Genomic DNA, 15,866 nt, shown 5'->3' with positions numbered 1-15,866 from the left:
AAGAGGTAAAAGGGTCTCGTGCGCGATACTGAACAAGCCAGCGAAATGCGGGACGGCGATGTCGTCCTCGGGGATGATTGGGTCATCCCGCAGGATCCCGAGTCGGTCGAACTGAGTGAACGCCGCCTGCGGCGCAATCTGTTTTCGCTGCGCGGTTCACCCCTTGCGCGCAAGATCATCACCTTTAACCTGATTGCTCTGGTGATCCTGGTTGCCGGGTTGCTGTATCTAGACAACACCAGAAAAGAGCGGGTTCAGCAGACCGCACGCAATCTAATCGGCGATGCGCAGCTGGTCAGCAACGTGTTCGAAACTCAATTGCGGCAGGCAACAGCGGCACGGCCAGAGGATGCCGCCGATCTGGATGTCAAAGATACTCTGTCGGGGCTAAGTCTGCCAGAACGTGGCGAGGTTTTTGTCTATGACCGTTCGGGGACGCTGATTGGCTGGACACGCGGGGCGTCTCCGATCTCGGAATTGCCCGGACTTCTCAACCCTGAGGCCGATGCCCCCACTAACAGCACGCTGATCAGCGATGCTCTGAACGCGGTCTGGACGGGTCTGACGGCTGTGTTCAGCGGTGCAGGAGAGGATGAGGCGCCAACGCTGGCGCAACGGGTGCAAGAAATCATACCGGCTGCGCTGGATGGCCAGATGCAGGTTCAGGCTGTATCGGATGCGGCGGGCGACACCGTGATCGTTGCGGCAGCGCCGATCATACACGGTGATGTGCCAGTGGGGGCCGTTGCGATGGCGGGTCCGCCGGGCGAGATCGACGCTTTGGCCCGCAAAGAACAGGAACGCATTCTGCAGATGTTCGTCGTCGCTCTGTTGGTATCGATCGGCCTCAGCCTTGTGCTGGCCTCGACCATCGCCAACCCGCTGGCCGATTTGGCAGCGGCGGCCGAGATGGGCAAAGACCGGGGGGCAGGGGTCAATCCGGGGCGTATCCGTATCCCCGACCTCAGCGCGCGGCCCGACGAGATTGGCCGCCTCAGCCAGGCCCTGCGTGGGATGGTGACGGCGCTTTATAACCGGATCGACGCGAATGAGCAGTTTGCCGCAGATGTTGCGCATGAGATCAAGAACCCGCTGGCCAGCCTGCAATCGGCGGTGGGCACACTGCGTATGGTCAAGCGCGACGATCAGCGCGACAAGCTGTTGGGTGTGATCGAACATGATGTGCGGCGGCTGGACCGGCTGGTCAGCGATATCTCGAACGCATCGCGGCTGGATGCGGAACTGGTGAAGGAAGAAGAACAACCCTTCGACCTGCTGACCCTGCTTGGCAATATTAGCCAGTTTCTGGGTGAGGATGCCCGCTCCAAAGGAATTGACTATATCACCGATCTGCCTTCGGCTCCGATCACCGTGAATGGGCTTGAGGCGCGGCTGGCGCAGGTCTTCGTGAACCTGATTACCAACGCGATTTCTTTCTGCGAAGAAAACGATGCGATCCGCGTCTGGGTGCGTCAGCGCGACAATCGTGTGCTGGTCGTGGTCGAAGACACCGGCCCCGGCATCCCGGATCAGGCACTGACCAAAGTGTTCAAACGGTTCTATTCCGAACGGCCCGAAGAGCATTTCGGCAACAATTCCGGCCTTGGGCTTGCGATTTCGAAACAGATTGTCGAGGCCCATGGCGGTGTGATCTGGGCCGAAAACATTCGCCCCACTGAGGCCGACATCACCTCTGACCCGCTGGGCGCGCGTTTTGTCGTCGGGCTGCCCGTCTAGGTTATGGTTGCAGATAGCCTGTCCAGTCTGGAAAACCAAAACGACGCCTGCCTTCATGCAACCTGTATCGCGCTGCAGGGCCGGGGCATCCTGATCGTTGGTCCGTCCGGGGCGGGCAAATCCGCGCTGGCTTTGCAACTGATGGCGCTGGGCGCTCAGCTTGTGGCGGATGACCGTGTTGAGCTGACGACCGACGGCGGGGCCCTCATTGCCGCGGCTGTGCCACCGATCCGCGGCCTGATCGAAGCCCGCGGCGTGGGACTGTTGCGGGCCGAACCCTGCGGGCCGGTGCCTGTGGCCCTTGTTGTTGATTTGGACCAGCCGGAACCAGCCCGCCTGCCGGACCCGCTGACACTAAATCTGTTGGGGCAGTGTGTCCCCTTGCTTCGGGCGCAGGGTGTGCCCAATTTGGCTGCAGCACTCATCCAACTCATGAAACAGGGGCGCGTCGATCCACAATGGCCGAGCATATGACCACGCAGCGACGCATCGTATTGGTGACAGGACCTTCGGGGGCGGGGCGCTCGACCGCGATTCACGTGCTCGAAGATCTGGGGTTCGAAGCGATTGACAACCTGCCGATGGGTCTGCTGTCCCGTTTGCTGGACGGCCCCGAACCCGCGCGTCCCATGGCGCTGGGCATCGATGCCCGCAACCGCGATTTTTCCACCATCGGGTTCATCGAACTCGCCGCCAAATTGAGCCGGATGGAACAGGTTGATCTGACCGTGCTCTATCTCGATTGCAGTGATGAGGTCTTGCTGCGCCGCTTTTCGGAAACCCGCAGACGCCACCCTGTCGCGTCCGATGCCAGTCCCGAGACCGGGATCCGGCAAGAGAAAGAGCTGCTGCACCCCATTCGCGAGATCGCGGATACGCTCATCGACACCAGCATGCTGAACGTCCACCAGTTGCGCAAAGATGTAGAACATTGGTTTGCGCCAAAAGGCGGCCGGCATCTGGCCGTCTCTGTCGAGTCTTTTTCCTATAAGCGCGGCTTGCCGCGCGGGTTGGACATGGTGTTCGACTGTCGGTTTCTGGCCAATCCCTATTGGCGGCCCGATCTGCGCGCGGAAGACGGCAGAAACCCGGATGTGGCAACCTATGTCCGGTCGGATGCGGGCTATGACCCGTTCTTTGACCGGGTCGTCGATCTGCTGACCGTGCTGCTGCCCGGGTTCCGGGCCGAGGGTAAGGCCCATCTGTCGGTGGCCTTTGGCTGTACCGGCGGTCAGCACCGGTCGGTTGCGGTGGCCGAAGCCGTTGCAAAGGCCCTTGCAGAAGGGGGGCAGCAAGTGGCAATTAGGCATCGCGAAATGGAGCGTCGGTCGTTGAGTGTGAGGTCGGATTGATCGGGATCGTAATCGTAGCGCATGGCGGGCTGGCTCAGGAATATCTGGCCGCCATGCAGCATGTCGTGGGCAAACAGCCCGGGCTCGTCGCCATCGCCATCGAACCGGATCACGACCGTGACGAAAAGCAGGCTGAGATCTGCCGCGCCGCCGATGAGGTGGACGTAGGCGACGGCGTTGTCGTTGTGACCGATCTGTTTGGCGGAAGCCCATCCAATCTCAGTTTGCGGGCCTGCGCACCGCAGGGTCGGCGCATTTTATACGGGGCCAACCTGCCTATGCTGATCAAATTGGCCAAAAGTCGCCACTTGCCTGTCGGGGATGCTGTCCGTCAGGCGATGGAGGCTGGACGCAAATACATTAACACGCAAAATGTGACGCTGGACTAAACCGGATTGATTGAAGATGACTAACCGCAGCTTGAGAATCGTTAATGAAAAAGGGCTTCACGCCCGCGCCTCCGCCAAGCTGGTTGAGGTGGTCGAAGGGTTTGACGCAAGGGCAGAGGTGTCCAAAGACGGACTTTCTGCATCCGGCGACAGTATCATGGGGCTTTTGATGTTGGCAGCGTCCCGCGGAACAACTATTGACGTCGAGACGTCCGGACCGGATGCTGAGGCGTTGGCAGATGCTTTGGAAACCCTGGTGAACGACAAGTTCGGCGAAGGATTCTGATCCCCTCTGCCACAAGATGATGAACGGGAAGACCAGGAATTGGCGGAAACCACTCACGATACCAAGACAAATTCTGTGGTGGATGGACCCACGGACCAGGGTGAAGTCTACGACCGTAGAACTCTGACCTATGCCAATTCGTTCGACGACGCCTGGACCGGCACCGCCATTCGAGCCATTGAATGGTGTACCGGCAAGCTGACCATTCTGCGGATGGTCAACAAGTTCGAAAAGAAGAACGAGTATTACCGGGGTCAGAAATTCTGGGGCGGCGCGCTCGAGGTTATGGGCATTGACCTGACCACCCCCGACGAACAGCTTTCACGTATTCCCAAAGAAGGCCCGGTCGTTGTGGTCGCCAACCACCCGCATGGCATGGTGGACGGCATGATCCTGGCCGAACTGATCGGCCGTGTGCGCAGCGATTACCGCATCCTGACGCGCTCGGTCCTGACCGGCCTGGACGAGGCGGCGACCTCTTTCATGATCCCGGTGCCGTTCCCGCATGACCCCGAGGCTCAGACCAAAATGCTCGAGATGCGCGGCAAGGCGATGGACCACCTCAAGGATGGCGGTGTTGTGGCGCTGTTCCCGTCGGGCGTGGTCATGTCTTCCGATGACTGGTTTGGCCCTGCGATAGAACGCGAATGGAATGTCTTCACCGCCAAGATGATCCGCCGTTCAGGCGCCCGTGTTGTGCCGATCTTTTTCCCCGGCAGCAATTCGCGCTGGTACCAGATCGCCAACCGGATATCCGGAATCTTGCGGCAAGGCCTGCTGCTGCACGAGATCGTGCGTTCCTGCAACAAGCCTCAGTCCCCCGTGATTGGTGAGCCGATATCAGACGATGACATGCAGCTGTTGGAGAAAGACCCGCGGGGCTTCATGGCATGGCTCAGAGATCGCACAATGTCTTTAGGGCGAAATCCTACTCCCTGATCCGCAGCGGTACCCGGCCCCAGGTATCGCCGAAGGGAATTCAGCGGCAAGCTCAAGATTGGGTGGGTCTTCTCATATACTATCGGGTAGGCACTGGAACATCGCCCCGATAATCATAGAACCCGCGTTCGGTCTTGCGGCCCAGCCATCCGGCCTCGACATATTTGGTCAGCAAGGGGCAGGGCCGATACTTGGTGTCCGCCAGCCCGTCATGCAGCACGTTCATGATGGCCAGACAGGTATCCAGCCCGATGAAATCGGCCAGTTCCAGCGGCCCCATCGGATGGTTGGCTCCCAATCGCATGGATTCGTCGATGGATTTGACGCTGCCGACCCCTTCATACAGCGTATAGACCGCCTCGTTGATCATTGGCATCAGGATACGGTTGACGATGAAGGCCGGGAAATCCTCGGCGCTGGCCGCCGTTTTGCCCAGCTTGTCGACCACGGCCTTGCAGGCGCTGAACGTCTCTTCGTCGGTAGCGATGCCGCGGATCAGTTCGACCAGTTGCATCACCGGAACCGGGTTCATGAAATGAAATCCCATAAACCGTTCAGGCCGGTCGGTGCGGCTGGCCAGACGCGTGATGGAAATCGAAGACGTGTTCGACGTCAGGATCGTATGCGGCTGCAAATGCGGCTGCAGATCCTCAAAGATCGCCTGTTTGACGGTCTCGCGTTCGGTTGCGGCTTCGATCACCAAATCGGTTTGCCCAACCTCCGGCAGATGCAGGGTTGTTTTGATCCGCTTCAAAGCGGCCTCGACGGCCTCGTCCGAGATCTTGCCGCGTGACGCCTGCCGCGACAGATTGGCCCGGATGGTCCCCAAGGCACTGTCCAGCGCGTCCTGGCTGATGTCGTTCAAAAGAACATCGTAATCTGCCAGCGCCATGACATGGGCAATCCCGTTGCCCATCTGTCCAGCGCCAATCACTCCGACCGATTTCACATCCATGTTCAGGTGCCTCTATCTCAGGGGTTGCCGCGACACTATCGGCAGACAGGGGGCGGCAGCAAGAGGATCGGACCGATCCAATTCGCTTCAAATGCGCGCATTAGGAATTTTTCAACATTTGAGGCTGCAAGATGGCAATCGGGTGAAAAAATGGGTGAGTGTCATGAGCTATCATGGTGAACCAGGCGAGCTGGACACATCAGTTTGCCAATACGAAGCGTCCAGGCTGTGGTTTCGCGGGCCGGAACAGGCGCTGGACAAACCATATGTGGCCTGTGTGGGCGGGAATGAGACCTTTGGGCGTTTTGTTCAGCAGCCCTATGCGTCTGTCTTGCAGGATCGGCTGGACCAGCCTTGCGTCAACTTCGGCAGCCTGTTCAGTGGGGCTGAGGCGCTGTCGCAAGACGGTGGGCTTTTGGATCTTGTGAACGGAGCCGATCTTTGCATCCTGCAACTGCCCGGTGTCCTGATGCAGGCGAACCGGTTCTACCGGGTTCATCATCGGCGCAATGACCGCTTTCTGGAACCGACACCGGATCTGCTAACGCTTTATCCTGAGGTGGAGTTTACCGATGTGCATTTCGTGCGCCACCTTCTGACCCGCCTGCAGGGATTCTCGGATGCCCGGTTCGAGGTCATCGCGCAAGAGTTGCGGCTTGCCTGGGGCAGGGCGCTTGGTGCGTTTCTGAAACAAGTAGAGCCGCCCGTTGTGCTGCTCTGGCTGCGGGTGAATGAACAGGACCTGTCGGATGAGGCCGAGACGCAATCATCGGAACCCGTTCCGATCCATGAGGCGATGATCGACCTACTGCGCGCTTACTGCGCCGATTGTGTTGAGCTACATGTTCAGACTGCAGGTGTCTCCAATGAGTTGGAGGATGTCATGTTCGGCAGCCTGCAACAGCCCATGGCTGAACATATGCTGGGCCCCGCGACGCATCGCAGCATCGCAGAGGCATTGCGCAAGGCCATTCTCGATCTGAGCTAACAGATCGCAGGGGGCAGCTGCCTCGCCATCGGTCAGGGCCTCAGAAAGGGTTTACGCAATCCGGGTGTCGCCCTATGGTGGGCGTCATCCGGTGATCGGAGCCCGCTGCACTCTGCCGCCCTCGGGCCGCGTAGCATCCCTTTTCCCAAAATCGCATCCTACATTGAGGCCTCATATGATGATCTCTGCCGAATACTGCCGCTATTTTGCCCGTTACAATCGCTGGCAAAACATCTCGCTTCTGACCGCCGCAGACCCACTGACCCATGCTCAGCGCTGGATGGATCAAGGGGCTTTCTTCAAATCCATCGCGGCGACGTTGAACCATCTCCATTGGGCGGATGCTCTGATTCTGGAGCGCATTAAGGGAAATGAACGCCCGCAGGACACGATCAGACATGCCCTGGACAGCCCCGCGGACTGGGCGGAGTTCAAAGCACTGCGTGCCGCGCGGGATGCTGAAATCGTCGAATGGGCGGCCCGTGTCAGCGATACGGATCTGGGTGGCTTGATCGGGTTCTACCCCGTCAATGGCGCGCCTAGGGTGGAAATGCCCAAGGCGGTTTGTGTTGTCCAGCTGTTCAACCATCAGACCCATCATCGCGGGCAGGTCCATGCCATGCTCACCGCACAAGGGGCAGCGCCAGGGCCAACGGATATTGCCGCGATGCCGACGCAGTTCTAAGTGATGCCTGCGTATGAAAAAGGCCCGCCATTGGCGGGCCTCTGAAGTGTGTAGCCGAAACGGATGTTAGCCGAGTTTCTCGGTCAGCTCCGGGACGGCGTCGAACAGGTCGGCGACCAGACCCAGATCGGCGACCTGGAAGATCGGCGCTTCTTCGTCCTTGTTGATCGCAACGATGACTTTCGAGTCCTTCATGCCCGCAAGGTGCTGAATCGCGCCCGAGATGCCAACGGCGACATACAGGTCCGGTGCAACAACCTTACCGGTCTGGCCCACCTGCCAGTCGTTCGGTGCATAGCCCGAGTCGACAGCCGCGCGCGAAGCGCCAACAGCGGCGCCCAGCTTGTCGGCCAGGGTTTCGATCAGTTTGAAGTCGTCTTCCGAGCCAACACCACGGCCACCCGACACAACTACACCAGCCGAGGTCAGTTCAGGACGGTCGCTCTCGGCCACCTTGTCCTCGACCCATTCGGACAGGCCGGGGTTGTCGCCAACTGCGATGGTCTCAACAGCCGCCGAACCGCCTTCGCCGGCTGCGTCAAATGACGCGGTCCGGATGGTGACGACCTTCTTGGCGTCGTTCGACTTGACGGTCTGGATCGCGTTGCCCGCATAGATCGGACGCTCAAAGGTCGAGGCGTCGACAACGCCGGACGCATCCGAGATCACCATCACGTCCAGCAGCGCGGCAACGCGCGGCATGACGTTTTTGGCGTCGGTGGTCGCCGGTGCAACGATATGCTCATAGCCATCGGCCAGACCCACGATCAGGGCTGCGGTCGATTCCGCCAGACGGTGACCCAGCGAGGCGTCTTCGGCAACCAGAACCTTGGACACGCCTTCGATCTTGGCAGCGGCCTCACCGGCAGCAGCGGCAGACCCGCCTGCGGCCAGAACGGTGATGTCGCCCAGCGGTTTAACCGCAGCAACAGCCTTGGCGGTGGCGTCCAGCGCCAGTTCGCCGTTGTTGACTTCGGCAAGCAGAAGTACAGCCATTACACAGCCCCCGCTTCTTTGAGTTTCGCAACCAGCTCGTCAACCGAGCCGACAATGACACCTGCGGCGCGCGCGGGCGGCTCTTCGGTCTTGACGACCTCGAGACGCGGCGAGACGTCGACGCCATAATCGGCGGCGGTCTTCTCATCCAGCGGCTTTTTCTTGGCCTTCATGATGTTCGGCAGCGACGCATAACGCGGCTCGTTCAGGCGCAGGTCGACGGTCACGATGGTTGGCATCTTGACGCTGATGGTCTGCAGACCGCCGTCAACCTCGCGGGTGACCTTGGCGCTGTCGCCTTCGATGTCCAGTTCCGAGGCAAAGGTGCCTTGGCTCCAGCCCAGCAGGGCCGACAGCATCTGACCGGTGGCGTTCATGTCGTTGTCGATCGCCTGCTTACCGCAGAGAACCAGACCGGGCTGCTCTTCCTCGACCACTTTGGCCAGAATCTTGGCAACGGCAAGCGGTTCGATGTCGGTATGCACATCGTCAGCCGCATTGACCAGGATTGCGCGATCCGCGCCCATCGCCAGAGCGGTCCGCAGTGTTTCCTGCGATTGCTTCACGCCAATCGAAACCACAACAACCTCTTCGGCTTTGCCAGCTTCTTTCAGGCGGATCGCCTCTTCAACCGCGATCTCGTCGAACGGGTTCATCGACATCTTCACATTGGCGAGATCAACGCCGCTGCCATCCGCTTTGACGCGGACTTTCACGTTGTAGTCAATCACGCGTTTGACAGGCACGAGTACCTTCATTTTGGCGCTTTCTCCTCAAAAAAACGGTGAACCGCTGCACGGCTCCACCAATGCTTTCGCTGGCCTAAATAGCGCCTTGCGCTGCCCGGCAACAGAGCAAAATCGTCACGTCATGGCGTCGGGACGTCGCGTTTTACCTTTTCTGTCGGGAATCTTTCAGGAAATGCGCTGCGCTAAGGAGCGGTTTGTAGGCCAGATTCAGGCCGTCGTCAGGGCGTCGAGAATCCAGGCCGCATGGCGATGCAGATCAGAGCCGGGATCCGCGCTATCCATCGCACGCGCGGCGCGGTTGGTCATCTGAGGGCTGCGATACCACTCCGTCACCTGCTGCGCGCGGGCGTCCTGATCCGGCAGGCTCCATTCGTCGCCCACCCAAAACGCGGTCGACCAGATGCTGGGGAAACCGCCGGTGATGTTCCAGTCATGGGCCAGACGGCGAAACAGATCAGCGTCGTCCCAGGACCAGATATGATCCAGCAGGGGGGACGGATCATGCCCGGCGCTACCGAACATGCACAGAACGTCGTCCAGATAGCAGCCCTGCGCAAGCGGGCCCGATGGCCTATGATAGTCCAGAAACAGCAGGGTGTAGCGGTTGATCAATTCGGTTTCGGGGTCGGTCCACCGATCTGGCGCGCCGGTTGCGAACCGTTTCAGGCTGACCTCAAGCCCTACGCTGGCGACCTCTTGCCCCTGCGCCAGCAGGTCGAACACGCGCGGCAGCAGATAACGCGACAGGGCCAGCGAAACCTGCGGGGCGGTTGCGGCAAAAAACCAGTCTCTGACATAGTGAAGCGGCAGGTCGCGAATATCCGGTTCAAAGAAGTTATCTTTGATTTCCGGATACATGCAGCAGTCGCACACCTCCAAAGAGGTTGGTTTGGCCCGATCGAAAACCGCATATGCGTCTTCGATACAGGCCGCCATTTCAAGCGTTAGCGGTTGGCACCCGGAACCCATAGCACGTCGTCCTTGCCGCCATTATTGGCGCAACGGGCCGCCACAAAGAACCAGTCGCTCAGACGGTTCAGGTATTTTACGGCCACTTCGTTGACTGGCTCCATATTAGTCAGTTCAACGGCCAGCCGCTCGGCCCGGCGCGACACTGTGCGGCAGACATGCAGATGCGCGGCCAGCCGCGACCCTCCGGGCAGGATAAAGCTGCGCAGGGGCTCCAGCGTTTCGTTCATGACGTCGATTTCGGCCTCAAGCCGGTCAATCTGGGCCGCGACGATGCGCAACGGCGGATAATCCGCTTCGGCGTCTTTCTCCATATCGGGGCGACAGAAATCAGCCCCCAGATCGAACAGGTCATTCTGAATGCGCGCCAGCGCTGCGTCGGTTTCACCTTCGGCTTCTGTGCGGGCAAGGCCGACAAAAGCGTTTAACTCGTCCACCGTGCCATAAGCCGCCACGCGGCCCGAGTATTTGGCAACACGTTCGCCATTTCCCAGCGCCGTTTTGCCGTCGTCGCCCGTACGGGTGTAGATCTTGTTGAGTACGACCATTTACTGCCCCCCCTGTCCGCGCAAAAAGACGTAAAGCACAATCAGCACCACGGCAATGAACTGAAACAGGATGCGCAGCCGCATCATCTTGTTGCTTTTCAGCGCGGCGTCTTTGCCGGGTTTTCCAAAATTGGCGATGCCAAGCACCAGCACGACGACAACCGCCGCCATAGCCAAAAGCAAGATGACCATCATCGGGTCCATAAGTTCACCGTTCGCGTTTAATCCGTTCGATCTCATCTAGCGCCGATATGGGCAAAAGCGAACGGGTAATTTCGTCTCAGAGGCGGGACAGGATGCGATCAATGGCGTTGGATGACAGGACACGCCGCAGATACCCGGCGATATAGGTCGGCGTGGTCACATAATATCGGGCGCGCGGGCGTTTCGATTCCACCGCCTGCGCCAGCTTGGCGGTGACAGCTTTGGCCGGCAGTTCGAACGTATCGGGCCCGGACGAGTTATAGAGCCGCTTGAGCAGGCTATCCTCGTATTTCTGCCGCAGCGCCGAGTTTTCCCAATCGATAAACCGTTCGAATCTGGGGATCGAGTTTTCGCGGATTTTCGAGGTGATCGGCCCTGGCTCGATCAGGATGACCTTGATGCCGCTCTCGCGCAGCTCCAGTCGCAGCGTGTCGGTCAGGCCCTCGATGGCGTATTTGGTGGCCACGTAGGCCCCGCGCCAGGGAAACGCGACCAGCCCCAGAACGGACGAGTTCTGGACGATGCGCCCATGCCCCTGCGCCCGCATGACGGGGATCAGCTGTCGGGTCAGTTCGTGCCAGCCGAAAAAGTTGGCCTCGAAAATATGGCGCAGCCCGTCTGTGGGCACATCTTCGACCGCCCCGGGCAGCCCGTGCGCGCCATTGTTGAACAGCGCGTCCAGCGTGCCGCCCGTTGCCTCAAGAACTTCGGCCAGCCCTGCGGTGATGCTTGCAGTGTCGGTGTAATCGATTCGGGGGCTGTCAAAGCCCTGCGCCCGCAGCCGATCGCAATCGCGCTGTTGTTTACAAGACGCAAAGACCCGCCAGCCACGCGCGCGCATCCCATGCGCGGCGTCCAGCCCGATGCCTGATGAGCAGCCGGTGATAAGGATGGTTTTTTGCATGACCTACCCAAAGATGAACCTCGCACATAGCTATGGCGCGGTTCATCTCAGGGCAATGACACGACTGCGTCAGTCAGGGATTTTTCGGATGAGCGAGGCAGAAATCCAACCAACCTGTTGCTCTGGCAACACGCGCAGACGCAACCAGCCGGTGCCCGAGTCGCTCAGGATTTCGACCTGCTGGCCAAGCGCGGCTTTGCCGACAATCGGATAGATCGTTCCGGGGCCGTCACGCATGTTGACGCGGGTGCCCGATACTTCGCGGATGTCCTTTTCAGGCGCAGCAGGGACGGGGGCCTCGGCGGCTTCATCGGACGCTGGTGTGGTGATCTGCTGCAACCCGGCAGCGCCGTCCTCAAGCGAGGCCAGCGTGATCGTTGTGCCCTGGTCATCAAAGACAGTCGCGTTGGCGCTCAGCCCGGCAGCCACCTGCGCCAGCAGCACATCGGCGGCGACCTCTTCCTGCACAGCCTCAACGGCAACTGCGGTCTCAGGTTCTTGAACCACGGTTGGGCGCAGCGCGGCGCGCGTCACCAGCTCTTCGGCTGCGGTGGCGGCCTGTGGCTTGGGTTTCTGTACGCTGGCCACCTGCGGCGGCGTCTCGGTGCGCAGGCCTCGTGGTTCGAAATCGGGCCCTCCGCTCATCACGTAAAAGGCCCAGCCGAGCGCGGCAAAAGTAACAACAATAAGGCGCGTCATGGCGCATCCCCCAGATCAATCGTAACAACTAAATTTGGCAGCAATTCAATTGCAGAGATCATACCATATTTTGGGGGCCGAGTCGAAAAACCGGGGAAAACCGGGGCTTGCGTCCCCCTGTTGCAAAAAGCGCGACTTGTCCCCAGCAAAATACGCGTTGCTTGCTTTACCAAGCTGAGCTTGCGTTGTACCACATTATATATGAACGACACGATCGACGACCCCAACATGGAGACCCCCGAAACCGGGGGTGAAGTGGCCGAGCCGCTGCGCCGTGCCATTGGCGAACGCTATCTGACCTATGCCTTGTCCACCATCATGCACCGCGCCCTGCCGGATGCGCGCGATGGTCTCAAGCCGGTGCATCGGCGAATCCTCTACGCCATGCGCGAGCTGCGGCTGAGCGCAACCGGGGGCTTCCGCAAATCGGCCAAAATCTCGGGCGACGTGATGGGCAACTATCACCCGCATGGCGATGCTGCGATTTACGACGCGATGGCGCGTCTGGCGCAGGATTTCAACGTCCGCTATCCGCTGGTCGACGGGCAGGGCAATTTTGGCAATATTGACGGCGACAACCCGGCGGCCTCGCGATATACCGAGGCGCGGATGACCATCGTGGCCGAGGCGCTGCTTGAGGGTCTGAACGAAGACGCCGTTGATTTTCGCGACAATTATGACGGCACGCTGACCGAACCGGTTGTGCTGCCCGCACAATTCCCGAACCTGTTGGCAAACGGGGCCAGCGGTATTGCGGTGGGCATGGCGACGAATATACCACCGCACAATATCTCGGAACTCTGTGATGCCTGTCTGCATCTGATCAAGACGCCGGATGCCCGCGACGACACTCTGTTGAATTACGTCCCAGGTCCGGACTTCCCGACCGGCGGCGTAATTGTCGAACCACCCGAGAACATCGCGCAGGCCTATCGTACCGGGCGCGGCTCGTTCCGTCTGCGCTGCAAGTTCGAAGTCGAAGATCTTGGACGCGGTCAATGGCAGATCGTTGTCACCGAGATTCCCTACCAGGTTCAGAAATCCAAGCTGATCGAAAAGATCGCGGAACTGATCCAGACCAAGAAAATCCCGATCCTCGCCGATGTGCGCGACGAATCCGCCGATGACATCCGCCTGATCCTCGAACCAAGGTCCAAAAACGTGGATCCTGAGGTGCTGATGGGCATGCTCTACCGCAACTCGGATCTTGAGGTGCGGTTCAGCCTGAACATGAACGTGCTGATCGACGGCGTGACGCCCAAGGTCTGCTCGATGAAGGAAGTGCTGCGCGCCTTCCTTGATCACCGCCAAGAGGTGCTGATCAGGCGATCTCGTCACCGTCTGGGCAAAATCGACCACCGTTTGGAGGTATTGGAAGGCTTTATCGTCGCCTTCCTCAACCTCGACCGTGTGATTGACATCATCCGCTACGACGACGACCCCAAAGATGCGCTGATGCGTGAAGATTGGGGCATCGACCACGTTCGCGCCACCGACGAGTCTGATTATGTCTCACCCAAACCGGGTGAGGGCGAGCTGTCCGAGGTTCAGGTCGACGCGATCCTCAACATGCGCTTGCGTAGCCTGCGTCGCCTGGAAGAGATGGAACTGGTCCGCGAACGCGACGAGCTGATGCTCGAACGCGCCAATCTCGAAGACCTGCTGGCCGATCCCGCCCTGCAATGGGCCAAGATTGCGGAGCAGCTGAAAGAGACCAAAAAGACCTTTGGCAAAGACTACGAAGGTGGCGCGCGCCGCACGCAGTTTGCCGAGGCCGGACAGGTCGAGGAAGTACCGCTTGAGGCGATGATCGACAAAGAGCCGATCACGGTGGTCTGCTCTCAGATGGGCTGGATTCGCGCCATGACCGGCCATATCGACCTGAAGCGCGAGCTGAAATTCAAGGATGGCGACGGCCCGCGGTTCATCTTTCATGCGGAAACCACAGATCGCCTGCTGGTCTTTGCGTCCAACGGCCGTTTCTACACCGTCAGCGCTGCCAACCTACCCGGCGGGCGCGGCATGGGCGAACCGCTGCGCCTGATGGTCGACTTGCCGAATGAAGCGCAGATCATCGACATCCTGATTCACACGCCGGGTCGCAAGTTGCTGGTGGCATCCGATGCAGGTAACGGCTTTATGGTGCCCGAGGATGATGTGCTGGCCCAGACCCGGAACGGCAAACAGGTGCTGAACGTCAAAGGCGATGAGACGGCGATGATCTGTAAACCGGTCGATGGCGATCACGTGGCCGTGGTGTCTCAGAACGGCAAATTCCTGGTCTTCCCGACATCTGAACTGCCCGAGATGACGCGTGGCAAAGGTGTTCGGCTGCAGAAATACAACATGGCGCGGGGCCGTCAGGGGACACTCGAACTGGATGGGGGTCTCTCTGACATCACCACCTTCAACTGGGACGACGGCCTAAAATGGTCCATGGGTGGCGACAAAACCCGGCACGAGGCGGATATGTCCCAATGGCTGGCCAAGCGGGCAGGGGTCGGGAAAAAAGCGCCCTATGGCTTCCCACGCGACTATAAGTTTTCGTGATCTGGGGCACAGTGTGGTGAAAATCCGCTGATACGGCTTGGCACAGGCCGTATCGGTGCGCTAGATCAAAATAAAACAGGCCTATCGAGACGAGAGACATGTTGCGCATTCTGACCCTGATCGCCGGACTTGCCCTGATGGGCGCTTGTACGCAGACACAGGTTTATGAAGAACCTGAATCGCTGGGCGAGTTTAATCTGCGCGTGAACTACGCCTTTGCCGAGAAGGCCAAACAGGGCCCGATTTCGCGGGATGCGACACCGAAAGAGTGGGAAGACGCCATTCAGAACGCCGTCGATATCCGTCTTGGCCGCTATGAGGGCGCGCAGGAGTATGATATTGGCATCAGCCTCGAAGGGTACATGCTGGCCCCTCCCGGTGTGCCGGTGATCTACAACCCCAAAAGCACCGCGATTGTTCTGGTCAACGTCTATGACGTGAGCAAAAAAGAGTTTCTGGCCAAGGCCAAACAGTTCCAGGTGCTCGAGGATACAACCGGTGAAAGCGCCTTTGCCGGGTCTGGCCACACCCGTACCAGAGAAGAGCAGATGAGCGGTCTTGCCCTGAAAGTGGCCGACCGTGTCGAAGAGTGGTTGGCTGAGGAACATCGCGACAATGGCTGGTTCGATCAGCGCCCTGCATTGATCCAGCCGCTGGAAACCGGTGAGCCCGCGCAAAATCCCGCGTCATAAAGCGCTTTTCCCTCAGGATGTGCTTGATTTTCCCGTGTGAACCAAATATCTCGCGCGCGCAGATGTAACCACGGGACCAAGGGTCCCCCAAATCGCAAAAGGGCGCCTGAGGAATGGCAAAGGAAAAGTTTGAGCGTACAAAACCGCACGTCAACATTGGTACGATTGGCCACGTTGACCATGGTAAGACGACGCTGACCGCAGCGATCACCAAGTATTTCGGT

19 protein-coding genes are annotated in these 15,866 nt (G+C 59.5%); 11 read left to right on the top strand and 8 right to left on the bottom strand.

All coding sequences use genetic code 11. From position 1 onward, the window contains the following. The first annotated feature begins 18 nt into the window (after window positions 1-18). The 6 genes from ACR0I7_RS15130 to ACR0I7_RS15105 are packed head-to-tail and all read left to right on the top strand — an operon-like array spanning window position 19 to window position 4,703. The gene (locus ACR0I7_RS15130) at window positions 19-1,737 is read left to right on the top strand and encodes an ATP-binding protein (RefSeq protein WP_480512469.1); all 1,719 of its coding nucleotides are present in this window, start codon (window positions 19-21) and stop codon (window positions 1,735-1,737) included. 3 nt (window positions 1,738-1,740) lie between these two features. Continuing rightward, entirely contained in the window at window positions 1,741-2,211 is a 471-nt protein-coding gene (locus ACR0I7_RS15125; RefSeq protein WP_480512467.1) for an HPr kinase/phosphorylase, read from the top strand. Next, window positions 2,196-3,089, top strand: coding sequence for an RNase adapter RapZ (rapZ, locus tag ACR0I7_RS15120; protein WP_480512465.1), 894 nt, complete (start codon window positions 2,196-2,198; stop codon window positions 3,087-3,089). The genes ACR0I7_RS15125 and rapZ overlap by 16 nt, the downstream gene beginning before the upstream one ends. Beyond that, a complete protein-coding gene (locus ACR0I7_RS15115; RefSeq protein ID WP_480512463.1) occupies window positions 3,086-3,478 on the top strand; it encodes a PTS sugar transporter subunit IIA in 393 nt (130 codons plus the stop codon). Before rapZ ends, ACR0I7_RS15115 begins: the two co-directional genes overlap by 4 nt. Window positions 3,479-3,494: 16 nt before the next feature. Beyond that, the gene (locus ACR0I7_RS15110; protein WP_480512461.1) at window positions 3,495-3,764 is read left to right on the top strand and encodes an HPr family phosphocarrier protein; all 270 of its coding nucleotides are present in this window, start codon (window positions 3,495-3,497) and stop codon (window positions 3,762-3,764) included. 39 nt (window positions 3,765-3,803) lie between these two features. Beyond that, window positions 3,804-4,703, top strand: a complete 900-nt coding sequence (locus ACR0I7_RS15105) for a lysophospholipid acyltransferase family protein (protein WP_480512459.1) — start codon at window positions 3,804-3,806, stop codon at window positions 4,701-4,703. Between the two features lie 79 nt (window positions 4,704-4,782). On the opposite strand, the gene ACR0I7_RS15100 is transcribed toward ACR0I7_RS15105, so the two are convergent. Next, window positions 4,783-5,658, bottom strand: a complete 876-nt coding sequence (locus ACR0I7_RS15100) for a 3-hydroxybutyryl-CoA dehydrogenase (protein WP_480512457.1) — start codon at window positions 5,656-5,658, stop codon at window positions 4,783-4,785. A 163-nt stretch (window positions 5,659-5,821) separates the two neighbouring features. Here ACR0I7_RS15100 and ACR0I7_RS15095 point away from each other — a divergent pair, with 163 nt between their 5' ends. Together ACR0I7_RS15095 and ACR0I7_RS15090 are read left to right on the top strand one after the other, a co-directional pair. After that, a complete protein-coding gene (locus ACR0I7_RS15095) occupies window positions 5,822-6,646 on the top strand; it encodes a DUF6473 family protein (protein WP_480512455.1) in 825 nt (274 codons plus the stop codon). 175 nt (window positions 6,647-6,821) lie between these two features. Beyond that, window positions 6,822-7,331, top strand: coding sequence for a DinB family protein (locus tag ACR0I7_RS15090; protein WP_480512453.1), 510 nt, complete (start codon window positions 6,822-6,824; stop codon window positions 7,329-7,331). A 66-nt stretch (window positions 7,332-7,397) separates the two neighbouring features. Here ACR0I7_RS15090 and ACR0I7_RS15085 read toward each other — a convergent pair whose 3' ends face one another. The 7 genes from ACR0I7_RS15085 to ACR0I7_RS15055 form a co-directional block, all read right to left on the bottom strand. Further along, window positions 7,398-8,327, bottom strand: coding sequence for an electron transfer flavoprotein subunit alpha/FixB family protein (locus tag ACR0I7_RS15085; protein WP_480512451.1), 930 nt, complete (start codon window positions 8,325-8,327; stop codon window positions 7,398-7,400). Further along, entirely contained in the window at window positions 8,327-9,085 is a 759-nt protein-coding gene (locus ACR0I7_RS15080) for an electron transfer flavoprotein subunit beta/FixA family protein (RefSeq protein WP_480512449.1), read from the bottom strand. The genes ACR0I7_RS15085 and ACR0I7_RS15080 overlap by 1 nt, the downstream gene beginning before the upstream one ends. A gap of 198 nt (window positions 9,086-9,283) precedes the next feature. Beyond that, window positions 9,284-10,045 carry a hypothetical protein gene (locus ACR0I7_RS15075; protein WP_480512447.1) on the bottom strand — a complete coding sequence of 254 codons (762 nt, stop codon included), beginning with the start codon at window positions 10,043-10,045 and terminating at the stop codon, window positions 9,284-9,286. Then, window positions 10,021-10,593, bottom strand: a complete 573-nt coding sequence (locus ACR0I7_RS15070) for a cob(I)yrinic acid a,c-diamide adenosyltransferase (protein ID WP_480512446.1) — start codon at window positions 10,591-10,593, stop codon at window positions 10,021-10,023. Before ACR0I7_RS15070 ends, ACR0I7_RS15075 begins: the two co-directional genes overlap by 25 nt. Further along, on the bottom strand, window positions 10,594-10,797 hold the full coding sequence (locus tag ACR0I7_RS15065; RefSeq protein WP_480512693.1) for a twin transmembrane helix small protein: 204 nt from the start codon (window positions 10,795-10,797) through the stop codon (window positions 10,594-10,596). It lies immediately after the preceding gene. Between the two features lie 76 nt (window positions 10,798-10,873). Then, the gene (locus ACR0I7_RS15060) at window positions 10,874-11,701 is read right to left on the bottom strand and encodes an SDR family NAD(P)-dependent oxidoreductase (RefSeq protein WP_480512444.1); all 828 of its coding nucleotides are present in this window, start codon (window positions 11,699-11,701) and stop codon (window positions 10,874-10,876) included. Window positions 11,702-11,770: 69 nt separating this feature from the next. Beyond that, window positions 11,771-12,400 carry an SH3 domain-containing protein gene (locus ACR0I7_RS15055; RefSeq protein WP_480512442.1) on the bottom strand — a complete coding sequence of 210 codons (630 nt, stop codon included), beginning with the start codon at window positions 12,398-12,400 and terminating at the stop codon, window positions 11,771-11,773. 201 nt (window positions 12,401-12,601) lie between these two features. Between ACR0I7_RS15055 and parC the strand changes: the two genes are divergently transcribed. The 3 genes from parC to ACR0I7_RS15040 form a co-directional block, all read left to right on the top strand. Next, on the top strand, window positions 12,602-14,950 hold the full coding sequence (gene parC / locus ACR0I7_RS15050; RefSeq protein WP_480512440.1) for a DNA topoisomerase IV subunit A: 2,349 nt from the start codon (window positions 12,602-12,604) through the stop codon (window positions 14,948-14,950). 98 nt (window positions 14,951-15,048) lie between these two features. Beyond that, the gene (locus tag ACR0I7_RS15045; RefSeq protein WP_480512438.1) at window positions 15,049-15,642 is read left to right on the top strand and encodes a hypothetical protein; all 594 of its coding nucleotides are present in this window, start codon (window positions 15,049-15,051) and stop codon (window positions 15,640-15,642) included. Between the two features lie 113 nt (window positions 15,643-15,755). Continuing rightward, window positions 15,756-15,866: GTP-binding protein (locus ACR0I7_RS15040; protein ID WP_170744588.1), on the top strand; the 111-nt coding region annotated here is incomplete at its 3' end.

Source organism: Ruegeria sp. AM1 (assembly GCF_056540745.1).
This window is presented reverse-complemented; position numbering and strand designations above follow the sequence as displayed.